This window comes from Herbaspirillum lusitanum (genome assembly GCF_026127345.1).
Classification (GTDB): Bacteria; Pseudomonadota; Gammaproteobacteria; order Burkholderiales; family Burkholderiaceae_D; genus Herbaspirillum; species Herbaspirillum lusitanum.
Window position 1 is genome coordinate 252596 of record NZ_QXFG01000005.1, and the last position, 23978, is coordinate 276573.

Consider the following 23978-nt stretch of genomic DNA (forward strand, 5'->3'; position numbering starts at 1 on the left):
CCGGGCAAGGAAAGGATCGGGGAAAAGTCGGGGAAAAATCAGGGCAAATGCAGCTCGAACTGGGCGCCGCCGTCGGGGTGGTTGGCCAGCAGCGCTTCGCCTTTCTTGTCGCCTTTTTGGTGGGCGGCGGCGATCGCCTGGCACAAATCCATGCCGAGACCGGTGGACGGTTTGACTTCGTGCGTGCCGATGCCGGGGCCGTCATCGCGGATGCTGAAGACCACGCCGTTGCCATCCTTGCGGCAGGCCAGTTCGATATGCGAGCGGGCAAAGCGCGTGGCGTTCTGCAACGCCGCTTCGAGCGCCAGGCCGACCAGGTTTTCATCGAAGAAGGCAATCAGCGGCATGCCTTCGCTGTTGATCGAAACCTCGAGGCCGGATTGGCCGATGGTCAGGTGGCGCCGCAGGCCTTCGAGGAAATCCTGCGGCGACAATGCTTCGATCTGCGCCGTCAGTCCTTGCGAGGATGCTTTATACAGCGTCAGGAAGCCGATCAGCTTTTCCTGCAGCGTGAGGCAGGTCAGGTGCGCATGGCCGGCGCGTTCGTCGGGCGACTCGGCGGCAAGCACGCGCAACTCACCCTCCAGTACGCCGAGCGAATTCTTGATGTCGTGAACAATGATGGCGGCCAGTTTTGCGTCCATGGATCAGCTCTTCTGCGCCGCTTTGGCGACCGCGTCTCGCAGGAATTTATGCATCTTGCTGACACGGTCGTTGCCCGGGATCAGGCGGTCCAGCGTATTGAGGTAGCGGTTGACGCGCTTGACGTAGTCCTGGTTGATGCCGCGCTGGCTCATCCACAACAGATGCAGCTGGGCTGCCGCCATCAGCACGCCGGTGTTTTCCGGCATGCTGTGCAATGCTTCTTCCAGTTTGGCCAGCGATTCGTCCGGCTTGGCGCTGCGCATCAGCGTATTGGCTTCGGCGATGATGCCCATGCACTGCTTGACGGCGCCGTCGACCAGTTCGTCGGTCATGCTTTCCTTGCCGCAATCGGCCAGCACCTTGCGCGCCAGTGTCAGCAGCGTCTTGTTTTCGTGGTCGGACTTCACCGCCTGCGAAATCAGCTGCGCGCCTTCTTCGTCACGGCCGACCGAGAAAGCCGCCTTGGCCAGCGCGAGCGTCCCCATTTCCGACGGCGTACCTTCGGCGGCGTTGCGCGCCGCTTCGAACGCCATCTCGGCGGAAATCATGTCGCCCAGCTGGACATACGCCTGCGCCGCCACGGCCGATTGCGTCGAGATGAACATCTTCGATTCAGCATAACGCTTGGGTGCATTGGCCAGCAGCGCCAGCGCAGCATCACCGTCGCCGGTGTCGACATGCACCTGCGCCAACGTCAGCAGGTCGCCCGGCTGCGCGGTCAGCGAACCCTTGGTGTGCTTGAGCACCTTGTCGAACGCTTCCTTGGCCTGGTCCAGGTCGCCGACGCGATAGGCGGCATCACCGACCAGGCGGCTGCGGCGCGCCGACGGGATGATTTCGGAAGAGCGGGCGAGAGCGTCCAGCGCCTGTTGCTGATTGCCTTGCGCGTCTTCGATCTGCGCCAGCAAGTCATAGGCTTCAATATATTGCGAATTTTGTGCGAGTACAGCTTGCACCAGCACCTTGGCGTCGTCGTATTGGCCGGCCACGATATTGCAGCGCGCCATGCCGACCTTGGCCCATACCTGGTCGTCGCGCATTTCCAGCGCTTGCGCGTAGACCGCGCGCGCCTCTTCGATGCGGCGCAATTCGACCAGCAGGCTGCCCTTGATCTTGAGGATGTCGACGATCCATTTGGGTGCGACCTTCACCACGTTGTCGCATTCGACGATGGCGCCGGCCTGGTCCTTGCGCTTGAGCTTTTCATTGATCGGCAGCAGCGCGTTCTGTTTTTCCAACAGGCGGTCGATGCGATCGGCCAGCTTGGATGCCGTCAGCGGCTTGAGCATGTAGGCGTCGGGCTGGAACTCGGCGGCGCTGGCGACCAGGTTGTAGCCGCTTTCGGCCGTGACCATGATGAACATGGTGGTGGGCGACAACATGTGCTGGGTGCGGAAAAATTCCAGCAGCTGCTGACCGTTGGTTTCCTTGTTCAGGTTGTAGTCGCAGACGATGAGGTCATAGGTGCTGCCCCCCTGGACGGCGCGAATCGCTTCGTCGGGCGTGCCGGCCTGGTCGACTTTGGTAATGCCGAGCTGGCCCAGATGCATGCGAATGTTTTGGCGCATGGCCGGCATGTCGTCAATGATGAGCGAGCGCAGGCTGGAAATGCGGCTGAATGGAACCAGGGTCATAGGGGGAAAGCAGAAAACTCGTAATATTACTGGCTAGAAATGTATATCAAATACGTCGAATATCCGTAATAAATCTAGGATATTCCTTGAAATCATTTGCATTATCGCTGAAAGACGCTACAGCCGTCGCTCTCGAAAGGTCGGGAGCCGACGTTGTGCACGCATGAACCGTACCGGCGGGACCGTTATAATCGGAATTTCGGCAATCGGGGATCGGCGGCATACTAACAGACTATCGAAGATTTTTTGTCTGCAACCGTATTCCTTGTGCTGCCGGGCCATTTCGGCCCATTCCGCTATTCCAGATTGCAACAGCAGAAAAAGAACTTGCACAAACAACTGTTTTTTTATACAGTGCTGCTTAGTTGATCTCTGACTGATCCGAACGAACACTTTGTTGAAAGAACCCTATGGACGATAAAAAATCCGCGAACAATACTGAGAAGGGCAAAGCGCTGGCCGCAGCCCTTGCTCAGATCGAGAAGCAATTCGGCAAGGGCTCGGTCATGCGCATGGAAGACGGCGCGGTCCTCGAGGAAATCCAGGTCGTCTCGACCGGTTCCCTCGGCCTGGACATCGCGTTGGGCGTCGGCGGTCTGCCGCGCGGCCGCGTGATCGAAATCTACGGTCCGGAATCCTCGGGTAAGACGACGCTGACGCTGCAAGCCATTGCTGAAATGCAAAAGATCGGCGGCACCTGCGCCTTCATCGACGCGGAACACGCATTGGACGTGACCTACGCGCAGAAGCTGGGCGTCAATCTGTCCGATCTGCTGATTTCGCAACCCGACACCGGCGAACAAGCGCTGGAAATCACCGACGCGCTGGTACGTTCCGGCGGCGTTGACCTGATCGTCATCGACTCGGTCGCCGCATTGACGCCGCGCGCCGAAATCGAAGGCGACATGGGCGACTCCCTGCCGGGCCTGCAGGCACGCCTGATGTCGCAAGCGCTGCGCAAGCTGACCGGCAGCATCAACCGCACCAGCACCACCGTGATCTTCATCAATCAGATCCGCATGAAGATCGGCGTCATGTTCGGTAATCCCGAAACGACCACCGGTGGCAATGCGCTCAAGTTTTACGCCTCTGTGCGCCTGGATATCCGCCGCACCGGTTCGATCAAGTCCGGCGACGAAGTCATCGGCAGCGAAACCAAGGTCAAGGTCGTCAAGAACAAGGTGGCGCCGCCATTCCGCGAAGCCCACTTCGATATTCTTTATGGCGAAGGCACATCGCGCGAAGGTGAAATCCTCGATCTGGGCTCTGACGCCAAGATCGTGGAAAAGTCCGGCGCCTGGTACAGCTATAACGGCGAACGTATCGGCCAAGGCAAGGACAATGCACGCAATTTCCTGAAAGAACGTCCGGAACTGGCGCGCGAAATCGAAAACAAGGTACGTGCTTCCCTCGGCGTTCCTGAGTTGGCTGCAAGTGGCGCTGGTGCTGCTGCAACACCGGCACCGACTGGCAAAGGTTCTGCAAAGAACGTAGCAGCAGAAGAATCCTGATGCCGTTGTACTTCGCTCGCGTCTTGTCGGTCGCAACGATCGCGACGGTGTGACCGATGCCCAGGCCGCAAATCAGCCTGAAGGCGCGAGCGCTCAAATATCTCTCTTCACGTGAGCATAGTCGTCTGGAACTTGCGCGTAAGTTAACCCCTTACGCGCAAGATGGCGACGATATCGAAGCCCTGCTCAACTGGCTGCAAGAGTCCAAATTCCTTTCCCAAGAACGTTTTTCCGAATCATTGGTGAATCGTCGCGTCGGTCGTTACGGCAACAATCGCATCCTTTCCGAATTGAAAAGCCACGGTATCACCGGCGAAGCGCTGGGCGACGCCAAAATCGGCCTGACCCAAGGTGAAAACGAACGGGCGCGCGAGGTCTTGCGGCGCAAGTTCGACGAAGCGCCGGCCGACGGCATGGCGCGCGCCAAGTGCATGCGGTTTCTGCAGCAGCGCGGATTTTCGCATCGGGCAATTCAGGCCGCGGTCAAAACCGCCTGGAGTGATGGCGAGCACGACGATTTTGATTGATCGATCGGTAGATTAATTGCGATTTCTCCTCATTACGTACAGCGCAGCCGGGATTTTTGTCCGCACGCCAATCCCTCAAAAATAGTCTCCATAAGCCCATCCCGCTGCCGAGGCGGGGCCAGATGTGCTAAAATCTCCGGGTTTTTGCTGCGCCGCATTAGCGGCTGTCATGGCAATCTTTGCGATGACGACACGCAATGCGACAACGATTAAATGTTGATCAAATGGCATTCTCTATGCCCAATGCACTGTCCGCACCTTCTACTAAGCAATCCGCCCGGCTGCATCAGCCGCGCGTCTCCTCGTTCGGAGAAGGCGCGCCAGCGCGGATTCTTGCCTTCATTCGCGCCGCGCGGTGTTGCCGCCAGCCGGATTTCAATCCAGTAAGTTTTATTTAATAGTGTCTTAAAGGGAAGCTCCCATGAAAATCCATGAGTATCAGGGCAAAGAAATCCTCCGCCAATTCGGCGTGACCGTTCCACGCGGCATTCCATGCCAATCCGTTGAAGATGCCGTCAAGGCAGCTGAAACGCTGGGCGGTCCGGTGTGGGTCGTCAAGGCGCAAATCCATGCGGGTGGCCGCGGCAAGGGCGGCGGCGTGAAAGTTGCCAAGTCCCTCGAGCAAGTCAGGGAATACGCCAACCAGATCCTCGGCATGCAACTGATCACGCACCAGACCGGCCCGGAAGGCCAAAAAGTGCGTCGCCTGCTGATCGAAGAAGGCGCGGACATCAAGAAGGAACTGTACGTTTCCATGGTCACCGACCGCGTCAGCCAACGCGTGGTCCTGATGGCTTCCAGCGAAGGCGGCATGGACATCGAAGAAGTTGCTGAAAGCCACCCTGAACTGATTCACCAGATCGCCATCGATCCGTCGACCGGCCTGACCGATGCCGACGCTGACAGCATCGCCACCAAGATCGGCGTTCCAGCCGCGTCCGTGGTTGACGCGCGCAAGCAATTGCAAGGTCTGTACAAGGCATACTGGGACACCGATGCATCGCTGGCCGAAATCAACCCGCTGATCCTGACCGGCGACGGCAAGGTCATCGCTCTGGACGCGAAGTTCAACTTCGACTCCAACGCCCTGTTCCGCCATCCTGAAATCGTCGCCTACCGCGATCTGGACGAAGAAGATCCGGCTGAAGTCGAAGCTTCCAAGTTCGACCTGGCCTACATCTCCCTCGACGGCAACATCGGTTGCCTGGTCAACGGCGCCGGTCTGGCCATGGCCACCATGGACACCATCAAGCTGTTCGGCGGCGAGCCTGCCAACTTCCTGGACGTCGGCGGCGGCGCAACCACAGAGAAGGTTACCGAAGCATTCAAGATCATGCTGAAGAACCCGGAACTGAAAGCCATCCTGGTCAACATCTTCGGCGGCATCATGCGCTGTGACGTGATCGCCGAAGGCGTGATCGCTGCGTCCAAGGCCGTTTCCCTGAAAGTGCCGCTGGTCGTGCGCATGAAGGGCACCAACGAAGAAATCGGCAAGAAGCTGCTGGCCGACTCCGGCCTGCCGATCATCTCGGCAGACAGCATGGAAGAAGCTGCGCAAAAAGTTGTTGCTGCAGCCAACGGTAAATAATAGGACAAGGAATAGCTATGTCGATTCTGATCAATAAAGACACCAAAGTCATCACCCAAGGCATCACCGGTAAAACCGGTCAATTCCATACCCGCATGTGCCGCGAATACGCGAACGGCAAGAACGCCTTCGTTGCAGGCGTGAACCCGAAGAAGGCCGGCGAAGATTTCGAAGGCATTCCAATTTTCGCGAATGTGTCCGAAGCCAAGAAGGCCACCGGCGCAAATGTTTCCGTGATCTACGTGCCACCTGCAGGCGCTGCTGCTGCCATCTGGGAAGCCGTTGAAGCCGAGCTGGACCTGGCCATCTGTATCACTGAAGGCATCCCTGTCCGCGACATGCTGGAACTGAAAAACCGCATGGCAAAGTCCGGCAGCAAGACGCTGCTGCTGGGTCCTAACTGCCCAGGTCTGATCACTCCGGACGAAATCAAGATCGGCATCATGCCGGGTCACATCCACAAAAAGGGCCGCATCGGCGTGGTTTCCCGTTCGGGCACACTGACTTACGAAGCCGTCGGTCAACTGACAGCGCTGGGTCTGGGTCAATCGTCCGCAGTCGGTATCGGCGGCGACCCGATCAACGGTCTGAAGCACATCGACATCATGAAGGCCTTCAATGATGATCCAGACACCGACGCCGTCATCATGATCGGTGAAATCGGCGGCCCTGACGAAGCCAACGCTTCGTACTGGGTCAAGGACAACATGAAGAAACCGGTCATCGGCTTCATCGCCGGCGTGACTGCACCTCCAGGCAAGCGCATGGGCCACGCCGGCGCGCTGATCTCCGGTGGCGCCGACACGGCTGAAGCCAAGCTGGCGATCATGGAAGAATGCGGCATCAAGGCAACACGCAATCCTTCGGAAATGGCGCGTCTGCTGAAGTCGGTTCTGTAATTCATTGACCGCAACAGCAAGCAAAACGGCAGGCTGGAAGCATTTGTCTGAGCGTCGACAGAACTTCCCGGCCTGACCGGTGACATACCAATATGGGGAGCTCCGGCTCCCCATATTGTTTTAGTGTTCACGAATATCTTGGGGGTTGTATGGAATTTTTGACGGAATTGAACTGGCTCGCAGTCGGCCAGATCATCCTGATCGATATTTTGCTCGGTGGCGACAATGCCATCGTGATCGCGCTGGCATGTCGCAATCTGCCGGACAACCTGCGCTTGCGCGGCATCCTGTGGGGCACTTTCGGCGCCATCGCCATCCGCATTGTCCTGATCGCTTTCGCGGTGACCTTGCTGCAGATGCCGTTCATCAAATTGGTCGGCGGCGTGCTGCTGTTCTGGATCGGCACCAAGCTGCTCAGCGATGACGACGGACACGGCGAAATCAGCGGCAGCGACAAGTTGCTGTCGGCGATCAAGACCATCGTCGTCGCCGACCTGGTGATGAGCCTGGACAACGTCATCGCCATCGCCAGCGCCGCCGAACAGGCGGCCGGCGAGCATCAGTTGCTGCTGGTGATTTTCGGCATCCTGGTCAGCATTCCCATCATCGTCTGGGGCAGCACGCTGGTGCTCAAGTTGATGGAAAAAGTGCCGCTGATCATCACGCTCGGCGCGGCCTTGCTTGGATATCTCGCGGGCGGCATGATCATCTCCGACGTGGCGATCAGGGACTGGGTGCAGACCTATCTGCCGCACCATGAGTTCGTGGTGCCGGGCATGCAATTGCACCTGAGTCTGCCGGGCGTGGCCGGCGCCATCGGCGTTGTGGTCGTCGGCAGCTGGCTGGCGCGCAGGGCGCAAAAGCGGGCGGCATAAAGAAGGAATAAAGCAGCCGGGCGAGGCCGGATGATGAATCCCGCCTTGCCCGTACGGTTATAAAGATGTTCACAAAATCGCCGTTGGCGAATATGATCCATGCGGGGAGTCTGGCGTTGCCCGAGAGAAAACGACGGCCATGGACAGATGACCAGGCAACGCTCCCGAAAACTCGATTTTTTTGTAATAGGAAAACAATATGCAAGCGAAGCGGTCTGCACGTTACTCACCCACCGGTTTCACCCTGATTGAATTGATGATCGTCATCGCCATTGTGGGTGTTCTCGCGATGGTGGCGATTCCGCAATACCGGGACTACTTGGTCCGTACCAAAGTAGCCGAAGGGCTGAACCTCGCGACGCCGGCGAAGATGGCCGTGTCCGAGACAATTGCCTCCAAGGGGAGCGCAGACTTTGAACAAGCCGCGACAGGCTATACATTTACGCCGTCGAAAGAAATCACATCGGTTTCCGACATCAAAATCGAAAAAGGCGGCGCGATCACCATTACCTTTGGCGATATTGGCGGCGAGGCAAAAGGCAAGACGCTGAAGCTGGTGCCATCGGCAGCTAACCCGAGCGCCATTACCTGGCTGTGCCAAACGGCACCTGCCAAGGCTGCTGCGGACTCACCCTTGCTGCCGGCAAAATATGCACCGGAAGTCTGTCGCGGCTGATTCATCCGGCGACAATAAAAAAGCGTGCACTGAGCACGCTTTTTTTACGTCCGCAGCAAACGCCTCAAGCCTGCGACCAAGACCCCGATTTTCCGCCATGCTTTTCCTGCACGCGAATATCCGACATCACCATGCCGCGATCGATTGCCTTGGACATGTCGTAAATCGTCAGCAGCCCGACCTGCACTGCCGTCAGCGCTTCCATCTCGACTCCCGTCTTGCCGTTGGTTTCGACACGCACGGTGCAGCTGATGCGCGACTGCCCTGCATCGACGGCGAACTCCACCGATACATGCGTCAGCGCCAGCGGATGGCACAACGGAATCAGGTCGCTGGTGCGTTTGGACGCCATGATGGCGGCGATGCGGGCGATGCCGAGGACGTCGCCTTTCTTCGCGGTGCCGGACTGGATTACGGCCAGCGTTTGGGGCTTCATGGAAATGACGCCGCTGGCGACGGCGACGCGATGGGTATCATGCTTGGCGCCGACATCGACCATGTGCGCTTGTCCACCCTGATCGAAATGGGTCAGGCCCTGGTTGGCGTCGGCCGGTGAATTTGCGGTTTTGGAATCGGTCATGGCGGCGGAAAGTGAAAGTCGGTCATTACTGCAGGTATCATAGCAGGCATTGAAAGAGCCCTTCACGCTCCACGCCACCCCATCTATTACCCAGTGCCCGTCTATGCGTCAGTCCGTATCTTCTGTACACACACGTCGTCGTAGTTCTCTGTTGCGTCCCGTGTTGCGTCCAGCTTTGCGCTCCCTGTTCGCAGCACTCGCGCTGACTGTAGCGATCCTGCCGCTGGCCGTCGCGCCGACCACAGGTGTGGCGCAGGCTTTGCCGACGCTGGGAGACACCGAGCGCGAAGGATTGTCGCCGCTGATGGAGCGCAAACTCGGCGAGCAGATCATGCGCGATATCCGGCGCGATCCGGACTATCTCGACGACGGTCCGGTATTGGAATACCTCAACAACTTCGGCTCCAACCTGGTCTCCGTGCGGCCCGACGTGCGCGGTGAAGCCGGCTACGATTTCTTTTTCTTCGCGGTCCGCGATCCGGTGCTGAACGCCTTCGCCTTGCCGGGCGGCTTTATCGCCGTGCACTCCGGTTTGCTGCTGGCGGCGCAAAGCGAGTCCGAATTGGCCTCCGTACTTGCGCATGAAATCGGTCACGTCGCGCAGCGCCACATCGCGCGCATGATCGGCCAGCAAAAGCAGAATTCCATGATTCAACTGGCCTCCATCGTTCTCGGTGCATTGGCCGGTGTCTCGCGCGTGGGTGGCGACGCCGCCATGGCGACGATGATGGGCGGCACCGGCCTGGCGATGCAACGGCAATTGAATTTCAGTCGCGATGCCGAACGCGAAGCAGACCGCGTCGGTTTGCAAATCCTGCGCGACGGTGGCTTCGACACCTCGGGCATGGTGGCGTTTTTCGGTCGCCTGCAAAGCGCGTCGCGCGGTTTTGGCGATGCGGTGCCGCCGTATCTGCTGACGCACCCGCTGACCACCGAACGTATCGCCGACATCGAGGCGCGCATCCGCGACCAGCGCTACAAGCAGCGCGCCGATAATCCCGATTTTCAGCTGATCCGCGCGCGCGTGCGTTTGCTGCAGAACAATACGTCGCAAGGCATCCGTGACGCCCAGGCGTATTTTGAATCGCAACTGCGCCAGAACACCAAGATGCAGATCATGGTGTCGAAGTACGGGCTGGCGTACGCGGCTTACCTGCAACGCTCTTACGACAAGGCCGAGGGTTTGCTGCAGGAAGCGCGCGCAGCCTCGCAGCCGATGGTGCCGAGCATCCTGTTCACCAACCTCGACATCGACATCAAGCTGGCTAAAAAGCAGGGTGCGCAGGCGCTCAAGGAAGCCGACGCCGCGCGCAAGCAATTCCCGTTGTCGCGCGTGGTGGCGCATCAGTACGCGGACGCGTTGATCGAGGGGCAGCGCAACGATGCCGCCGTCGCCTATTTGCGCGACCAGGCGCAGCTGTACCGTCACGAAGTCGCCGTGCAGGATCTGCTCGCCAAGGCCTATGCGGCGCAGGGCAAGCAAGCGCTGCAGCATATGGCGCTGGCGGAATCCTATGTGCTGCAAGGCAGTTTGCCGGCGGCGCTGGAGCAGCTCGGCATCGCGCGCAAGGCGCCGGATGCCACCTTCTACGATCAGGCCATGATCGACGCGCGCGAGCGTGATCTCAAGGAGCAGTGGAAAGAAGAGATGAAGGAAACCAAGGGGCGCGGATAGTCGTCGCTGCTCAAACCCTTGTCAGGCCGTCGCGCGAGGGTGCGTGACAAAACCGAATTGTCCGGCCAGCTTGTCCGCACTGATTCGTTGCAAGGGAAGTTCATTGCCGCCCTGTGAGAAAACCAGAGCGACCTTATCGCTTCCTTCCAGCCACTCCATGATTTCTTCGTCGCTCGCCGGCCGTCCTGCAACCGTCAGCGTCGCCAGCACGGCGGCGGCGTCGCGGTCGTCCAGCGCGGCGACGATAGCGCTCGATGCCAGCACCAGTTGACCTTCCCGCGTCAGCCAGGCTTGTGAAACCGCTTCCAGCGTGACGCCGGTCTGGGTGATGAATCCTGCGACCGGATCGGTACGCACGATATGCGGCGTCAGTTCCAGATCAACATAGACCCGCTGCGGACCGTTCTGGAAATACCAGCGGCCTTCCTCGTCGTGCGTGTAATTGCGATTGATGAAGCCGAGCAGCGCCGGATGCGCGATCTTGTCGCCGGGAAGATCAAGATGCTGGGCGCGCTCGTCGCGCATGCGCCAGTGTCCGCGCGCATCCAGCTTCAGCCAGCCGAAACAGTGCGGCACATTCGGCCACTTGGCCATCGCTTGCCTGACGACGTCATCCATTGCCTATTTACCTTCCAGAAAATGCAGCATGCGTTGCGGCAGCCAGCCCAGATCGCCCGGCGGCGCACCGGTGGGAAAGCCGACATGGCCGCCTTCTTCAGGATATTCCAGTTTGACGCATGCGGCAGCGCTTTTCGGCAAATACTGCGGCGGCAGGAACGGATCGTTCTTGGCGTTGAGCACCAGCGTTGGCACCGTGATGTCGTGCAGGATGTGCTTGGCGCTGGCGCGGTCCCAGTAGTCTTCGGTGTTGCGGTAGCCATGCAGCGGCGCCGTGACGATATTGTCGAAGGTGTACAGGTCGCGCGCCTGCAGCAGCGCGTCGCGGCTGAACAGGCCGGGGAACTGATCCAGCTTGACCAGGCATTTGGGGCGCATGGTGCGCAGGAACACATGCGAATAAATCCGGTTGAAGCCATGCGCCAGCGCCGCGCCGCCGCCGGCCAGGTCGAGCGGCGCCGACACTGCGCATGCGGCATCGATGAAATCGGCCTGGTGCTGCGATTCGCCGAGCCAGCGCAGCAAGGCGTTGGCGCCGAGCGATACGCCGGTGGCGTAGAACTTGCCGGCGCCGATGGCGGCACGGTGCGTGCCCAGACGGCGCAAGATCCAGTCGAGTTCGCTGCTGTCGCCGGAATGGTAGAAGCGCGGCGCCAGGTTGATTTCGCCCGAGCAGCCGCGGAAATGCGGCACCACGCCGGTCCAGCCGCGCGCAGCCACTGCCGCCATCAGGGCGCGGCAATAATGACTGTCGGATGAACCCTCGAGGCCGTGGAACAGCACCACCAGCGGTTGTCCCGGCTGGCCGTCGACGAAGTCGACATCGATGAAGTCGTCGTCGGGCGTGTCCCAGCGCTCGCGCCGGAAGCGCACCGGCGGCTTGGCGATGAAGGTCGACGGATAAATCGTTTGAAGATTACCGCCGGGAAGCCAGCGAGGCGCGATGTATTGCATGGATGAAGAACAGTGGATGCGCCGCCGCAGGACAGGATGCAAAGCGGGCGGCGCAGGAAAAATATCAATGCAGCATGGTCTCGGCGATGGGTTCCGACGGCGCCGGTCCCGGCGCGACCGAGGCGTGGTGCGTGACGATGCGCCAGCCTTGCGCGGTCTTCATGTAAACATTGGTGGCGATGACGTGCACGTCCGGTTGGCTGTTGTCGGGATGGTGGATCTCCTCGATCACGTTGTGCACGGCGGTGGTGATGGTGTGCGCCGCATGCAACTGGCGCGGCTGGATGTGCAGGCCTCCGCGCGCGAGGATTTCTTCCCAGCTGTTGCGGATGGCGACATGGCCGACCAGGCGCGCTGCGCCGGGATGGATGCAGACGATTTCTTCGTCGTCGGCCCACAGCGCCATCAGCGCATCGAGGTCGGCGCGGGACAGCGCATCGTAATACGCTGCTTCGATTTCATCGGGTGAACCATGTAACAGTTTGGCGCGCGGCATGTTTTCTCCAGGAGGAAAAAGCAAAGAGGACCAATCATTTCCTGGTGGTCCTCTTTATCGGTGTTGCGGCTGCTTGCGGCGGCAATGATCTGCGGCCTTAGTGCGCCTTGACGACGGCGCCCGGCTTGAGCTGGTATTGCGTGCCGCAGTACGGACACTTGGCGGCGCCGTGGTCGTCGAGCTCCAGGAACACGCGCGGGTGCGACGACCAGTGCGGCATGTTCGGGTTGGGGCAGTGGGCCGGCAGGTCTTTGCCGTCGAGTTGAACTGGCTGGGTTTGTTGGACTTGGCTCATGGTGTTTCTCCGTTGCGATATTGTGCTTATTTAAATTAAACCAGTGTCAGCCAATGCTGATATTGGGGCGCCTTGCCCGACACGACGTCGAAGAACAAGGATTGCAGTTTTTCCGTGATCGGACCGCGGCCACCGTTGCCGATGGTGCGGTTGTCGAGCTCGCGGATGGGGGTGATTTCTGCGGCGGTGCCGGTGAAGAAGGCTTCGTCGCAGCAATACATTTCGTCGCGCGTGATGCGCTTTTCAATGACTTCGATGCCAAGGTCGCGCGCCATCGTCAGCACTGCATCGCGCGTGATGCCGTCGAGGCAGGAGGCGAGGTCGGGCGTATAGAGTTTGCCGTCGCGGATGATGAAGACGTTTTCGCCCGAGCCTTCCGAGACGTAGCCGTCGGTGTCCAGCAGCAGCGCCTCGTCGTAGCCGTCGGCCAGCGCTTCCTGATTGGCCAGGATCGAGTTGATGTAGTAGCCCGAGGCCTTGGCGCGCACCAGCGAGACGTTGACGTGGTGGCGGCTGAACGACGAGGTCTTGACGCGGATGCCCTTGTTGATGCCGTCTTCGCCGAGGTAGGCGCCCCACGGCCATGCAGCGATGGCGACATGGATCTTGTTGCCCTTGGCAGAGACGCCGAGCTTCTCCGAGCCGATCCAGATCAGCGGACGGATGTAGCAGGACTCGAGCTGGTTTTCGCGCACCACCTGGCATTGCGCTTCGAGGATGGTGGCTTGGTCGAACGGCACTTCCATCTGGAAGATCTTGGCCGAATTGAACAGGCGCCGGGTGTGTTCCTTCAGCCGGAAGATCGCCGTGCCCTGCGGCGTCTTGTAGGCACGCACGCCCTCGAACACGCCCATGCCGTAATGCAACGTATGGGTCAGCACGTGGATGGTCGCATCGCGCCAGTCGATCAATGCGCCGTCTTTCCAGATTTTTCCGTCGCGGTCGTCCATGGACATGGGAGGTCTCCGATGGGGTTCAAGAGGCAAAGACCACATTTTAACGGAACAAGCGCGTAAAAAGTTTCATCTGTAAAATGGCCGGACTGAGTAAAAATGCCGTATTGCAAGTTCATCGCATTCAATAAAAGCGGACCAGGGCAAGAATGAATAAGGAGACGGACGCCGGGGACAGTCGACCTGACCCGGCAGTCAAAGGAGCATCTGCGGATGTTGCCGCTGTTGTTGCCGCAACTGCTACCGCGGCACTCGCGGCGCGGCGCATCGAAAAGGAAGCGTTTCAGGAGGGCTGGCGTGCAAGCGCCTCGACGATTCCGGCCGTGGCCGCCTGGGGCGTGGTTTCCGGCATGGCGATGGTCAAATCCGGCATGACCCTCTGGCAATCGCTGGCGATGACGCTGACGGTCTATGCCGGTTCCGCCCAGTTTGCGGTGCTGCCTTTGCTGGCGGCGCATACGCCGCTGATCGTGATCTTCCTGACGGCCATGATCGTCAACCTCCGTTTCGTCATCTTCTCCGCCGCCGTGGCGCCGCATTTCGCCCATCTGCCGTGGTACCGGCGGGTTTGGTACGGCTACTTCAACGGCGACATCTCGATGGGATTCTTCCCGCGGCGCTTTCCCGCCCACACGGTACATCAGCCGGCCGGCAAGATCGGCTTTTTCGAAGCGATCTGCTATCCGGGCTGGTTTGCTTGGCAGATCGGCGCGATCGTCGGCATCCTGCTGGCCAGCCAGATCCCGGAAAGCTGGAACATCGGCTTCGCCGGCACCCTGGCGCTGATCGCCATCACCATCCCGATGATCATCAACCGCGCGGCGCTGGCGGGCGTGGTGGTCTCCGGGGCGGTCGCGGTAGTGGCGATCAGCCTGCCTTACCGGCTCGGCCTGCTGCTGGCGGTGGTGATCGGCATGGCGGCGGCGATGGTGGCCGACAAATTCATCGGGAAGGAAAAAGAATGAACGCCTTCGACGTTTGGGTTTCTATAGTCTTGTTGGTTGTGTCGACATTGATCACGCGCAGCGGTTTTTTCCTGTTCGGCCATGCGGTCAAGCTGCCGCCCAAGCTCCAGCATGCGCTCGGTTATGCGCCGGCCGCGGCAATGGCGGCGATCGTCTTGCCGGACCTGGTGACGACGGGTGGCGCGATTGACATCAACTGGGCCAATCCCAAATTGCTGGCCGGCATCGGCGGCGGCGTGTTTTTCTTGGCAACACGACATCTTTTGGGGACGATTGTTGCCGGGATGGCACTATTCACCGTGCTGCGCCTGGCGTTGTAAGCCCTTCCCGGAAGGCCTTGCCCGGCCACCGGACCGATTACTGCGGGAATGCGGCGCCGAATGCTTCATTCCTCTCTGAAAACCATGCTGGTGGCAGGGCGGGTAGAGTAAAATAACGCCTTTTTGCCCCACCTTAGATTCTGCGAAAAATGAAATTCAATCGATTCAGCGACCTCCTCTCCGCCAACCAACTTCAAGGCAAGCGCGTCTTCATTCGCGCCGATCTGAACGTGCCGCAGGACGATGCCGGCAATATCACCGAAGATACGCGCATCCGCGCCTCGGTGCCGGCCATCCGCCAGGCGCGCGACGCCGGCGCGGCGGTGATGGTGACATCGCATCTGGGGCGTCCGGTCGAGGGCGAATTCAAGCCGGAAGATTCGCTGGCGCCGGTCGCCAAGCGCCTGTCAGAACTGTTGGGCGCAGAAGTCAAACTGGTCTCGGACTGGACCGAAGGCGTTGACGTCGCGCCCGGCCAGGTCGTGTTGCTGGAAAACTGCCGCCTCAACAAGGGCGAAAAGAAGAACAGCGACGAGCTGGCGCAAAAGATCGCCAAGCTGTGCGACGTCTATGTCAACGACGCTTTCGGTACTGCCCACCGCGCTGAAGCCACCACGTACGGTATCGCCAAATTTGCCCCGGTCGCTTGCGCCGGCCCGCTGCTGGCAGCCGAACTCGATGCGCTGGGCAAGGCCCTGAACCAGCCGGCGCGTCCGCTGGTGGCGATTGTCGCCGGCTCGAAAGTCTCCAGCAAATTGACTATCCTGAAAGCACTGGCCGACAAGGTCGACAACCTGATCGTCGGCGGCGGCATTGCCAACACCTTCATGCTGGCGTCCGGCCTGAAGATCGGCAAGTCGCTGGTCGAAGCCGATCTGGTCGACGAAGCCAAGGCCATCATCGATATGATGGCCAAGCGCGGCGCATCGGTGCCGATCCCGGTCGATGTGGTGTGCGGCAAGGAGTTTTCGCCGACTGCGGTCGCGACCGTCAAGGACGCCAGGGATGTGGCGGACGACGACATGATTTTCGACATCGGTCCGAAGACCGCAGCAACGCTGGCGGCGCAACTGGCGAAAGCCGGCACCATCGTCTGGAACGGCCCGGTGGGCGTGTTTGAATTCGACCAGTTCGGCGGCGGCACCAAGGCGCTGGCGCAGGCGATTGCGGATTCAGACGGCTTTTCGATTGCGGGCGGCGGCGACACGCTGGCGGCAATCGCCAAATACGGCATTACCGACAAGGTCGGCTATATTTCGACCGGCGGCGGCGCTTTCCTCGAATTCCTCGAAGGCAAGACTTTGCCGGCCGTGGAAATCCTGATGCAGCGCGCGCAATAAAAACAGCGAAAACAACGAGACACCAAGCTTTACCACCACGTCAGAGAAAGATTTTCATGCAAAGAGCCACCAAGATTGTTGCCACCATCGGCCCCGCTTCCAGCGACCGAGACACGCTGACGCGCATGATCAAGGCGGGCGTTAACGTGGTGCGCCTGAACTTCTCTCACGGTAAGGCGCAGGATCATATCGACCGTGCCGTATTGGTGCGTGAAGTGGCCGACGCCTGTGGCGTCAAGGTCGCCATCATGGCCGACCTGCAAGGTCCGAAGATCCGCGTCGGCAAGTTTGAAAACGGCAAGATCAATCTCGAAAATGGCGACAAGTTCATCCTCGACGCCGATTGCGCCATGGGCAACCAGGAACGCGTCGGTCTCGACTACAAGGCATTGCCGCGCGACCTCAGGGGCGACGACGTGCTGTTGCTCAACGACGGCCTGATCGTGCTGGTGGTCGAGCGTGTGCTGGGCAATGAGATCCACACCGTCGTCAAGATCGGCGGCGAGCTGTCCAACAACAAGGGCATCAACCGCCAGGGCGGCGGTTTGTCGGCGCCGGCGCTGACAGCCAAGGACATGGACGACATCAAGACGGCGATGAGCTTCCAGGCCGACTACGTCGCGGTATCGTTTCCGAAGAATGCGACCGACATGGAAATGGCGCGCCAGCTCGGCAATGTCGCCGGTGAACCGTTCGGCCACAAGCCGCTGATGATCGCCAAGATCGAGCGCGCTGAAGCGATCCCGCTGCTGCAGGAAATCCTCGACGCCTCCGACGGCATCATGGTGGCGCGCGGCGATCTGGCCGTGGAAGTCGGCAACGCCGCCGTGCCTGGTCTGCAAAAGCGCATGATCAAGATGGCGCGCGCTTCCAACAAGCTGACCATCACCGCTACCCAGATGATGGAATCGATGATCGTCAACGCCGTGCCGACGCGCGCGGAAGTGTCCGACGTCGCCAACGCGGTGCTGGACGGCACCGACGCCGTAATGACTTCGGCTGAAACTGCATCGGGCAAGTATCCGGTGGAAACCGTCGAAGCCATGTCGGCCATCTGCCTGGCCGCGGAAAAATCCGAAGACTGCAAGCTCGACGCCGATTTCCTGAATCTGCAATTCACCCGCGTCGACCAGTCGATCGCGTACGGTGCGCTGTTCACTGCGCATCACCTGCGCGTGAAGGCGATTGCCGCGCTGACCGAGTCCGGCTCCACTGCGTTGTGGATGAGCCGGCACAACATCGATATCCCTATTTTTGCCATCACCCCCAACGTCGCGACGCGCCAGAAGGCTGCGCTGTTCCGCAATGTACGCACGTTCGAGCTGGCGCAGTCCACCGACACCGAAGTGGTGTTGAAGGCCGTGCAGGACTTGCTGCTGGCGCAAGGCGTCGTGCAAAAGGGTGATTTGATCGTCGTGACCTGGGGCGAGCCGATTGGACAAGTCGGCGGCACCAACGCCCTGAAGATCCTCAGGGTCGGCGAGTACTGATTTTCATTGTTCTGGAGTTTTATCATGCCTCTCGTATCCATGCGTCAATTGCTGGACCACGCCGCCGAAAACGGCTACGGTCTGCCAGCCTTCAACGTCAACAATCTGGAGCAAGTCACTGCGATCATGCAGGCTGCCGACGAAGTTGGCGCGCCAGTCATCATGCAAGCTTCCGCCGGCGCCCGTAAATATGCCGGTGAAGCGTTCCTGCGCCACCTGATCGAAGCCGCGGTCGAAGCGTACCCGCATATCCCCGTCGTCATGCACCAGGACCACGGCCAGTCGCCGGCAGTCTGCATGGCCGCGATCAAATCGGGTTTCACTTCGGTGATGATGGACGGTTCGCTGATGGAAGACGGCAAGTCCGTCGCCAGCTACGAATACAACGTCGAAGTCTCGCGCAAGGTGGTCGAGTTCTCGCACGCCATCGGCGTCACGGTGGAAGCCGAACTGGGCGTACTCGGTTCGCTGGAAACCATGATGGGCGACAAGGAAGACGGCCACGGCGCCGACGGCAAGATGACGCGTGAGCAGTTGCTGACCGACGTCGCGCAAGCCGCCGACTTCGTCAAGCAAACGCAATGCGACGCGCTGGCCATCGCCATCGGTACTTCGCACGGCGCCTACAAGTTCTCGCGCAAGCCGACCGGCGATATCCTCGCCATCGACCGCATCAAGGAAATCCACGCACGCATCCCCAACACCCATCTGGTGATGCACGGTTCGTCTTCCGTTCCGCAAGAGCTGCTGGCCGAGATCCGCCAGTTCGGCGGCGACATGAAGGAAACCTACGGCGTGCCGGTCGAAGAGATCCAGGAAGGCATCAAGCACGGCGTGCGCAAGATCAACATCGACACCGACATCCGTCTGGCGATGACCGGCGCGATCCGTCGCTACCTGATGGAAAATCCAGGCAAGTTCGATCCGCGCGATTACCTCAAGCCGGCCCGCGAAGCTGCGAAGCTGGTGTGCAAGGCGCGCTACCTGTCGTTCGGCTGCGAAGGCCAGGCCGGCAAGATCAAGGCAGTCCCGCTGGAAAAGATTGCAGAGAAATACAAGAAGGGCGAGCTGTCGCAGATTGTGCAGTAACTGCGTAAGCGCTAGCCAAGCGACCGACCGGGACTAAGCATCAGCAGTCCCGGTTTTTTGACTTTAAAGGTGGGAAGAAAAACGGCAGTCTTGCCGTTTTCGCATAGCCCACAGATTGACCGGAATCAACATGACCAGCCTCTACAAAACTTCCATCACTTCACTCCCTTTGCTGGGCAACGGCAAGGTGCGCGACAACTACGCCGTCGGCGACGACAAGCTGCTGATCGTGACGACCGACCGCCTGTCGGCATTCGACGTCATCATGAACGAACCGATTCCGGGCAAGGGCAAAGTGTTGAACCAGATGTCGGATTTCTGGTTCGAGAAGCTGGGCGACATCGTGCCGAATCATTTGACCGGCATCGCACCGGAAACCGTGGTTGCCGCCAATGAAGTCGAACAGGTGCGCGGTCGCGCCGTGGTCGCCAAGCGCTTGAAGCCGATCCTGGTGGAAGCGGTGGTGCGCGGTTACATCATCGGCTCCGGCTGGAAGGATTATCAGGATACCGGTTCGATCTGCGGCATCAAATTGCCGGAAGGCCTGCAGCAAGCAGCCAAGCTGGCCGAGCCTATCTTTACTCCGGCCGCCAAGGCCGATCTCGGCGAGCACGACGAAAACATCAGCTTCGCCGAGATGGAAAAGCGCATCGGCAGCGAACTGGCCAACAAGATGCGCGACATCAGCATCAAGCTGTACAAGACCGCCGCCGACTACGCCGCCACGCGCGGCATCATCATCGCCGACACCAAGTTCGAATTCGGCCTCGACGACAACGGCGTGCTGCACCTGATGGACGAAGTGCTGACTGCCGACTCGTCGCGCTTCTGGCCGGCGGACAGCTACAAGGTCGGCATCTCGCCGCCGTCGTTCGACAAGCAATTCGTGCGCGACTATCTGGAAACCGTCGACGGCTGGAAGAAGACGCCGCCTGCCCCCGCATTGCCTGCTGAAGTGATCGAAAAGACCGGCGCCAAGTACCGTGAAGCGCTGGAGCGTCTGACCGGCAATTCGCTCAAGGACTGATGATGAGCCAGAACAACGCACAAGCCAATGCACAAGCGCCGGTCGTCGGCGTCGTCATGGGATCGTCGTCCGACTGGGATGTGATGCAACATGCCGTGGCGATCCTGAAGGAATTCGGCATCCCGCATGAGGCTCAGGTCGTTTCGGCGCACCGCATGCCGGACCAGATGTTTGACTACGCCGAAAAAGCACGTGGACGCGGCCTGCGCGCCATCATCGCCGGCGCCGGCGGAGCAGCGCATCTGCCGGGCATGATTGCCGCCAAGACCATCGTGCCGGTGCTCGGCGTGCCGGTACCGTCCAAATATCTGCGCGGCGAAGATTCGCTGTTATCCATCGTGCAAATGCCCAAGGGCATCCCGGTCGCGACTTACGCCATCGGCGAAGCCGGCGCCGCCAACGCCGCCTTGTCGGCGATCGCCATGCTGGCCACCACCGACGAGGCGCTGGCGGCGAAGCTGGAAGCCTTCCGCGTCAAGCAGACGCAAGTTGCCCTGGATATGAAGTTGCCGTTATGAGTCAGAAGCAGTCTCCGTTGAACACAGTTTCGATTCCCACCACGACACCGGCCACCTGGCTGGGCGTGATGGGCGGCGGCCAGCTCGGCCGCATGTTCGCCCACGCCGCACAGGCGATGGGCTTCAAGGTCGCCGTGCTGGAGCAGGAAGAAGATTGTCCGGCCGGGCAAGTTGCAGATCGCCTGATTCGCACGTCTTATACCGACGCCAGGGGTTTGGAAGAATTGGCGTCGCTGTGCGGTGCGGTCACGACAGAATTTGAAAACGTTTCTGCCGACAGTCTTGCTGCCTTGGCCGAAAAAACCTATGTCGCGCCGTCGGCTGCCGGTGTTTCGATTGCGCAGGACCGCATTGCCGAGAAGCGCTTCTTCGTCGATTGCGGCGCCAGTTCCGACGTGCAGCCTGCGCCGCACAAGGTCATTGCTTCTGAGGCGGACATCGATGCGATCCCCGCCGATTTGCTGCCGGGGATTTTGAAGACCGTACGCATGGGGTACGACGGCAAGGGCCAGGTGCGCGTGCACAGCATCGCCGACGTCAAGGCTGCGTTCGCCGAGATGAAGGGGGTGACCTGCCTGCTGGAAAAAATGCTGCCGCTCGCCTATGAAGTATCGGTTCTGGTCGCACGCGGCGCCGACGGCGCTGCCGTGGTGTATCCGATTGCCGAGAACGTTCATCGCGACGGCATTCTGTTCACCACGACCGTGCCTTCCGGCCACGTCTCCGACGCCGTCGCCAGGAAAGCGCAGGACGCGGCACTGGCGATCATCGCCAGGCTCGATTATGTCGGCGTGCTGTGCATCGAATTCTTCGTCCTGACGGATGGTTCGCTGGTCGTCAACGAAATGGCGCCGCGTCCGCATAACAGCGGTCACTACACCATCGACGCTTGCATCACCAGCCAGTTCGAGCAACAGGCGCGCGCCATGGCGCGTTTGCCGCTGGGCGATGTGCGTCAGCATTCTCCTGCCGTCATGCTGAATATTCTTGGCGATGTCTGGTACGAAGGCGAGAGCGACACGATGCGCGAGCCGGCCTGGAACAAGATTCTGGCGCTGCCCGGTGCGCATCTGCATCTGTATGGCAAGGCACGCGCGCGCCGCGCACGCAAGATGGGCCACGTCACCTTCGTCGCGCCGACCATGGCGCAGGCGCAGACGCAACTGGCTGCCGCTTGCGCCATTCTCGGCATTGCGCTGTAAGGAGTTGGCAATGACGACGATCGACATGGATGCGGTACGGCTCGCCGCGCGCAAGCTGGAAGCCGGCAAGCTGGTGGCGTTCCCTACCGAGACGGTATACGGTCTCGGTGGCGACGCCGAGAATGCTGCGGCGATTGCCGACATCTATGCCGCCAAAGGTCGTCCCGCCAATCATCCGGTCATCGTTCACGTCGCTCCTGAAGCAGACATTTCGTATTGGGCCGCCGACGTGCCGCCGCAGGCGCGGGCATTGATCGACGCATTCTGGCCCGGTCCGCTGACGCTGATTCTCAAGCGTGCCGCACACGTTCCGGCAGCAGCTTCCGGCGGTCAGGATTCGATCGGCGTGCGTTGTCCGTCGCATCCGGTTGCGCAGGCGCTGCTGCGTGAATTCAAGGGCGGCAAGGGCGGCGTCGCCGGGCCTTCGGCCAACAAATTCGGTCATGTAAGTCCGACCACCGCGCAACATGTGCGCGAAGAATTCGGCGAAGCCGACAGCCTGCTCGACTACGTCCTGGATGGCGGGCAAAGCGAAGTCGGCATCGAATCAACCATCGTCGATCTGTCGCGCGTGGAAACCCACGGCGCGGTTTTGTTGCGTCCAGGCCAGATCAGCGTGGACCAGATTGCTGCCGTGCTGGGTGTCGCGCCGCGCGCTCCCGATGCGGCCGCGCCGCGCGCCTCCGGCACGCTCGATGCGCACTATGCGCCGCATACGCCGGTGGCTCAGGTGGCGCCGGAACAACTCGCCGGCGTGCTGCAACAGCTCGCTGCAGGCGGTTACAAAGTGGCGTTTATTTATCGCACCGCCGCAATGCCGGTGCATGCTTCAGTAGCCATGTCGACGGACGCCGACCGCTACGCCCACGGCTTGTATGCTGCGCTGCGGGATATGGATCACAAGGGCGCCGACGTGATCGTGGTGGAGTCGTTGCCGCAGACTGCGGAATGGCAAGGTATCAACGATCGCTTGCGCCGCGCGGCCTTCGATTCGACTGGAATTCTGTCGCGCTTATTGGCGACCTGACGTTCTTTTTCTCTCTTCTTCCGCACTGATTTTGGCCTGGAAATCATTTCCAGTTGCCAAAAAAATACACGTCTATACAAAGCGAATTAAAGCTGGCATAGTATCGCAAAAGAATAGCACGCACGTTCTTTTTGTCAGACGAGTGTAAGGCGGGAGGCAGTCGTTCCCAATGTGCATTCAACAAGAACAGGCGACGAACAACGTTGCCGGCACTTCCCGAACCATAGTCGGAATAATTTATAAAACAGGGCGCAGCCCTTCACATTTGGAGACGACACATGAAGCAACAATTTTCCCTTTTGCCAAAAATCGCTGCGCTGTCCATCGCTGCCGCTTTCGCTGCACCGGCAATGGCGCAATCGGCTGGCAGCAATATTGTGAATCTGGGCTGGTTCCATTTCGCACCTCAAGACTCCAGCGAAGGTCTGACCAAGTCGAATGGCCCGGGCGCCGGATTTTTTCCTAACAGCCATTCGTCGGTTGGCAGCGCAGATACGGTTGGTATCGCATTTACGCACTTCTTCACCGACAATGTTGCATTGACTGCTGACCTGGGTCTGCCGCCAAAATTCAAGCTGTCCGGCCAAGGCGATTTGGCTGCACTGGGTGAATTGGGCACTGCGAAGCAATGGAGTCCTGCACTTGTCGCCAAGTATTTCTTTGGCGACGCGACCAGCAAGTTCCGTCCGTTCCTCGGCGCTGGTGTGACTTATGTCTGGTACTCGGACGTTAAGCTGTCGAGCGCTTTCCAGAATCGTGCAGCACTCGGTACAGGCGCCCTCGGCGGCAACGCGAGCGCCAATCTGAGCTCGTCGTGGGCGCCGGTGCTGAATGTGGGTGCGACTTATAACTTCAATGACCGCTGGTCGGCGAGCTTGTCGGTTTCGTATATTCCTCTGAAGACCGATGCTGATATCACAGGTAACCCAGGTGGTCCCGCAGCCGCGCTGGGACCGCAACGTTACAAGACAAGCATCACGCTCGACCCGATCGTCAGCTTCCTGTCGGTTGGCTATAAGTTCTAAGTTTTTTTCATCTGCAAAACAAAAAGCGCCTTCCAGGCGCTTTTTGTTT

25 protein-coding genes are annotated in these 23978 nt (G+C 60.0%); 17 read left to right on the plus strand and 8 right to left on the minus strand.

What is annotated here, in order from left to right; genetic code table 11:
* Window positions 1-38: 38 nt before the first annotated feature.
* Both DXT88_RS05345 and DXT88_RS05350 read right to left on the minus strand, forming a co-directional pair.
* Window positions 39-644: a sensor histidine kinase gene (locus DXT88_RS05345; RefSeq protein ID WP_016832193.1), complete on the minus strand. Its 606-nt coding sequence runs from the start codon at window positions 642-644 to the stop codon at window positions 39-41.
* A 3-nt stretch (window positions 645-647) separates the two neighbouring features.
* Complete coding sequence (locus DXT88_RS05350) at window positions 648-2279, minus strand: tetratricopeptide repeat protein (protein ID WP_265211901.1); 1632 nt, start codon at window positions 2277-2279, stop codon at window positions 648-650.
* 410 nt (window positions 2280-2689) lie between these two features.
* Between DXT88_RS05350 and recA the strand changes: the two genes are divergently transcribed.
* The 6 genes from recA to DXT88_RS05385 all read left to right on the plus strand — a co-directional run bounded on the left by recA (window position 2690) and on the right by DXT88_RS05385 (window position 8355).
* Window positions 2690-3790: a recombinase RecA gene (gene recA, locus DXT88_RS05355; protein ID WP_016832191.1), complete on the plus strand. Its 1101-nt coding sequence runs from the start codon at window positions 2690-2692 to the stop codon at window positions 3788-3790.
* A 56-nt stretch (window positions 3791-3846) separates the two neighbouring features.
* Window positions 3847-4317, plus strand: coding sequence for a recombination regulator RecX (gene recX, locus DXT88_RS05360; RefSeq protein WP_265211902.1), 471 nt, complete (start codon window positions 3847-3849; stop codon window positions 4315-4317).
* A gap of 421 nt (window positions 4318-4738) precedes the next feature.
* Window positions 4739-5905 (plus strand): ADP-forming succinate--CoA ligase subunit beta, encoded by a 1167-nt coding sequence (gene sucC, locus DXT88_RS05365; RefSeq protein WP_016832190.1) that lies wholly within the window; start codon window positions 4739-4741, stop codon window positions 5903-5905.
* Window positions 5906-5922: 17 nt separating this feature from the next.
* Window positions 5923-6804, plus strand: a complete 882-nt coding sequence (gene sucD / locus DXT88_RS05370) for a succinate--CoA ligase subunit alpha (protein WP_116434038.1) — start codon at window positions 5923-5925, stop codon at window positions 6802-6804.
* 149 nt (window positions 6805-6953) lie between these two features.
* Window positions 6954-7679 (plus strand): TerC family protein, encoded by a 726-nt coding sequence (locus tag DXT88_RS05375; RefSeq protein WP_265211903.1) that lies wholly within the window; start codon window positions 6954-6956, stop codon window positions 7677-7679.
* Window positions 7680-7878: 199 nt separating this feature from the next.
* Entirely contained in the window at window positions 7879-8355 is a 477-nt protein-coding gene (locus DXT88_RS05385; protein WP_016832188.1) for a pilin, read from the plus strand.
* 64 nt (window positions 8356-8419) lie between these two features.
* Here DXT88_RS05385 and moaC read toward each other — a convergent pair whose 3' ends face one another.
* A complete protein-coding gene (gene moaC, locus DXT88_RS05390) occupies window positions 8420-8935 on the minus strand; it encodes a cyclic pyranopterin monophosphate synthase MoaC (protein ID WP_016832187.1) in 516 nt (171 codons plus the stop codon).
* A gap of 103 nt (window positions 8936-9038) precedes the next feature.
* Between moaC and DXT88_RS05395 the strand changes: the two genes are divergently transcribed.
* On the plus strand, window positions 9039-10610 hold the full coding sequence (locus tag DXT88_RS05395; RefSeq protein WP_265211904.1) for a M48 family metalloprotease: 1572 nt from the start codon (window positions 9039-9041) through the stop codon (window positions 10608-10610).
* Window positions 10611-10631: 21 nt separating this feature from the next.
* Here the strand turns inward: DXT88_RS05395 and DXT88_RS05400 are convergent, their stop codons facing one another.
* From DXT88_RS05400 to DXT88_RS05420, 5 genes are all read right to left on the minus strand, one after another.
* Window positions 10632-11228: a DUF2946 family protein gene (locus tag DXT88_RS05400; protein WP_265211905.1), complete on the minus strand. Its 597-nt coding sequence runs from the start codon at window positions 11226-11228 to the stop codon at window positions 10632-10634.
* A gap of 3 nt (window positions 11229-11231) precedes the next feature.
* Window positions 11232-12182, minus strand: a complete 951-nt coding sequence (locus DXT88_RS05405; RefSeq protein ID WP_265211906.1) for a YheT family hydrolase — start codon at window positions 12180-12182, stop codon at window positions 11232-11234.
* 64 nt (window positions 12183-12246) lie between these two features.
* The gene (locus DXT88_RS05410; protein ID WP_016832183.1) at window positions 12247-12678 is read right to left on the minus strand and encodes a YybH family protein; all 432 of its coding nucleotides are present in this window, start codon (window positions 12676-12678) and stop codon (window positions 12247-12249) included.
* 97 nt (window positions 12679-12775) lie between these two features.
* Complete coding sequence (locus tag DXT88_RS05415; protein WP_016832182.1) at window positions 12776-12973, minus strand: zinc-finger domain-containing protein; 198 nt, start codon at window positions 12971-12973, stop codon at window positions 12776-12778.
* A gap of 35 nt (window positions 12974-13008) precedes the next feature.
* Complete coding sequence (locus DXT88_RS05420) at window positions 13009-13929, minus strand: branched-chain amino acid transaminase (protein WP_265211907.1); 921 nt, start codon at window positions 13927-13929, stop codon at window positions 13009-13011.
* A gap of 146 nt (window positions 13930-14075) precedes the next feature.
* Here DXT88_RS05420 and DXT88_RS05425 point away from each other — a divergent pair, with 146 nt between their 5' ends.
* The 10 genes from DXT88_RS05425 to DXT88_RS05470 all read left to right on the plus strand — a co-directional run bounded on the left by DXT88_RS05425 (window position 14076) and on the right by DXT88_RS05470 (window position 23929).
* A complete protein-coding gene (locus DXT88_RS05425; protein ID WP_265211908.1) occupies window positions 14076-14891 on the plus strand; it encodes an AzlC family ABC transporter permease in 816 nt (271 codons plus the stop codon).
* Window positions 14888-15211 carry an AzlD domain-containing protein gene (locus DXT88_RS05430; RefSeq protein WP_029362971.1) on the plus strand — a complete coding sequence of 108 codons (324 nt, stop codon included), beginning with the start codon at window positions 14888-14890 and terminating at the stop codon, window positions 15209-15211. The genes DXT88_RS05425 and DXT88_RS05430 overlap by 4 nt, the downstream gene beginning before the upstream one ends.
* A 149-nt stretch (window positions 15212-15360) precedes the next feature.
* Window positions 15361-16551 carry a phosphoglycerate kinase gene (locus tag DXT88_RS05435; RefSeq protein WP_265211909.1) on the plus strand — a complete coding sequence of 397 codons (1191 nt, stop codon included), beginning with the start codon at window positions 15361-15363 and terminating at the stop codon, window positions 16549-16551.
* Window positions 16552-16607: 56 nt separating this feature from the next.
* Window positions 16608-18041, plus strand: a complete 1434-nt coding sequence (gene pyk / locus DXT88_RS05440; RefSeq protein ID WP_016832177.1) for a pyruvate kinase — start codon at window positions 16608-16610, stop codon at window positions 18039-18041.
* Between the two features lie 24 nt (window positions 18042-18065).
* Window positions 18066-19130 (plus strand): class II fructose-bisphosphate aldolase, encoded by a 1065-nt coding sequence (gene fba, locus DXT88_RS05445; RefSeq protein ID WP_029362970.1) that lies wholly within the window; start codon window positions 18066-18068, stop codon window positions 19128-19130.
* Window positions 19131-19260: 130 nt separating this feature from the next.
* The gene (locus tag DXT88_RS05450) at window positions 19261-20157 is read left to right on the plus strand and encodes a phosphoribosylaminoimidazolesuccinocarboxamide synthase (RefSeq protein WP_016832175.1); all 897 of its coding nucleotides are present in this window, start codon (window positions 19261-19263) and stop codon (window positions 20155-20157) included.
* 2 nt (window positions 20158-20159) lie between these two features.
* Complete coding sequence (gene purE / locus DXT88_RS05455; RefSeq protein WP_040502992.1) at window positions 20160-20675, plus strand: 5-(carboxyamino)imidazole ribonucleotide mutase; 516 nt, start codon at window positions 20160-20162, stop codon at window positions 20673-20675.
* Window positions 20672-21877, plus strand: a complete 1206-nt coding sequence (locus DXT88_RS05460) for a 5-(carboxyamino)imidazole ribonucleotide synthase (RefSeq protein WP_265211910.1) — start codon at window positions 20672-20674, stop codon at window positions 21875-21877. Before purE ends, DXT88_RS05460 begins: the two co-directional genes overlap by 4 nt.
* Before the next feature lie 10 nt (window positions 21878-21887).
* Window positions 21888-22904 (plus strand): L-threonylcarbamoyladenylate synthase, encoded by a 1017-nt coding sequence (locus DXT88_RS05465; protein WP_265211911.1) that lies wholly within the window; start codon window positions 21888-21890, stop codon window positions 22902-22904.
* A 278-nt stretch (window positions 22905-23182) separates the two neighbouring features.
* The gene (locus DXT88_RS05470; RefSeq protein ID WP_265211912.1) at window positions 23183-23929 is read left to right on the plus strand and encodes an OmpW/AlkL family protein; all 747 of its coding nucleotides are present in this window, start codon (window positions 23183-23185) and stop codon (window positions 23927-23929) included.
* Window positions 23930-23978: the final 49 nt, after the last annotated feature.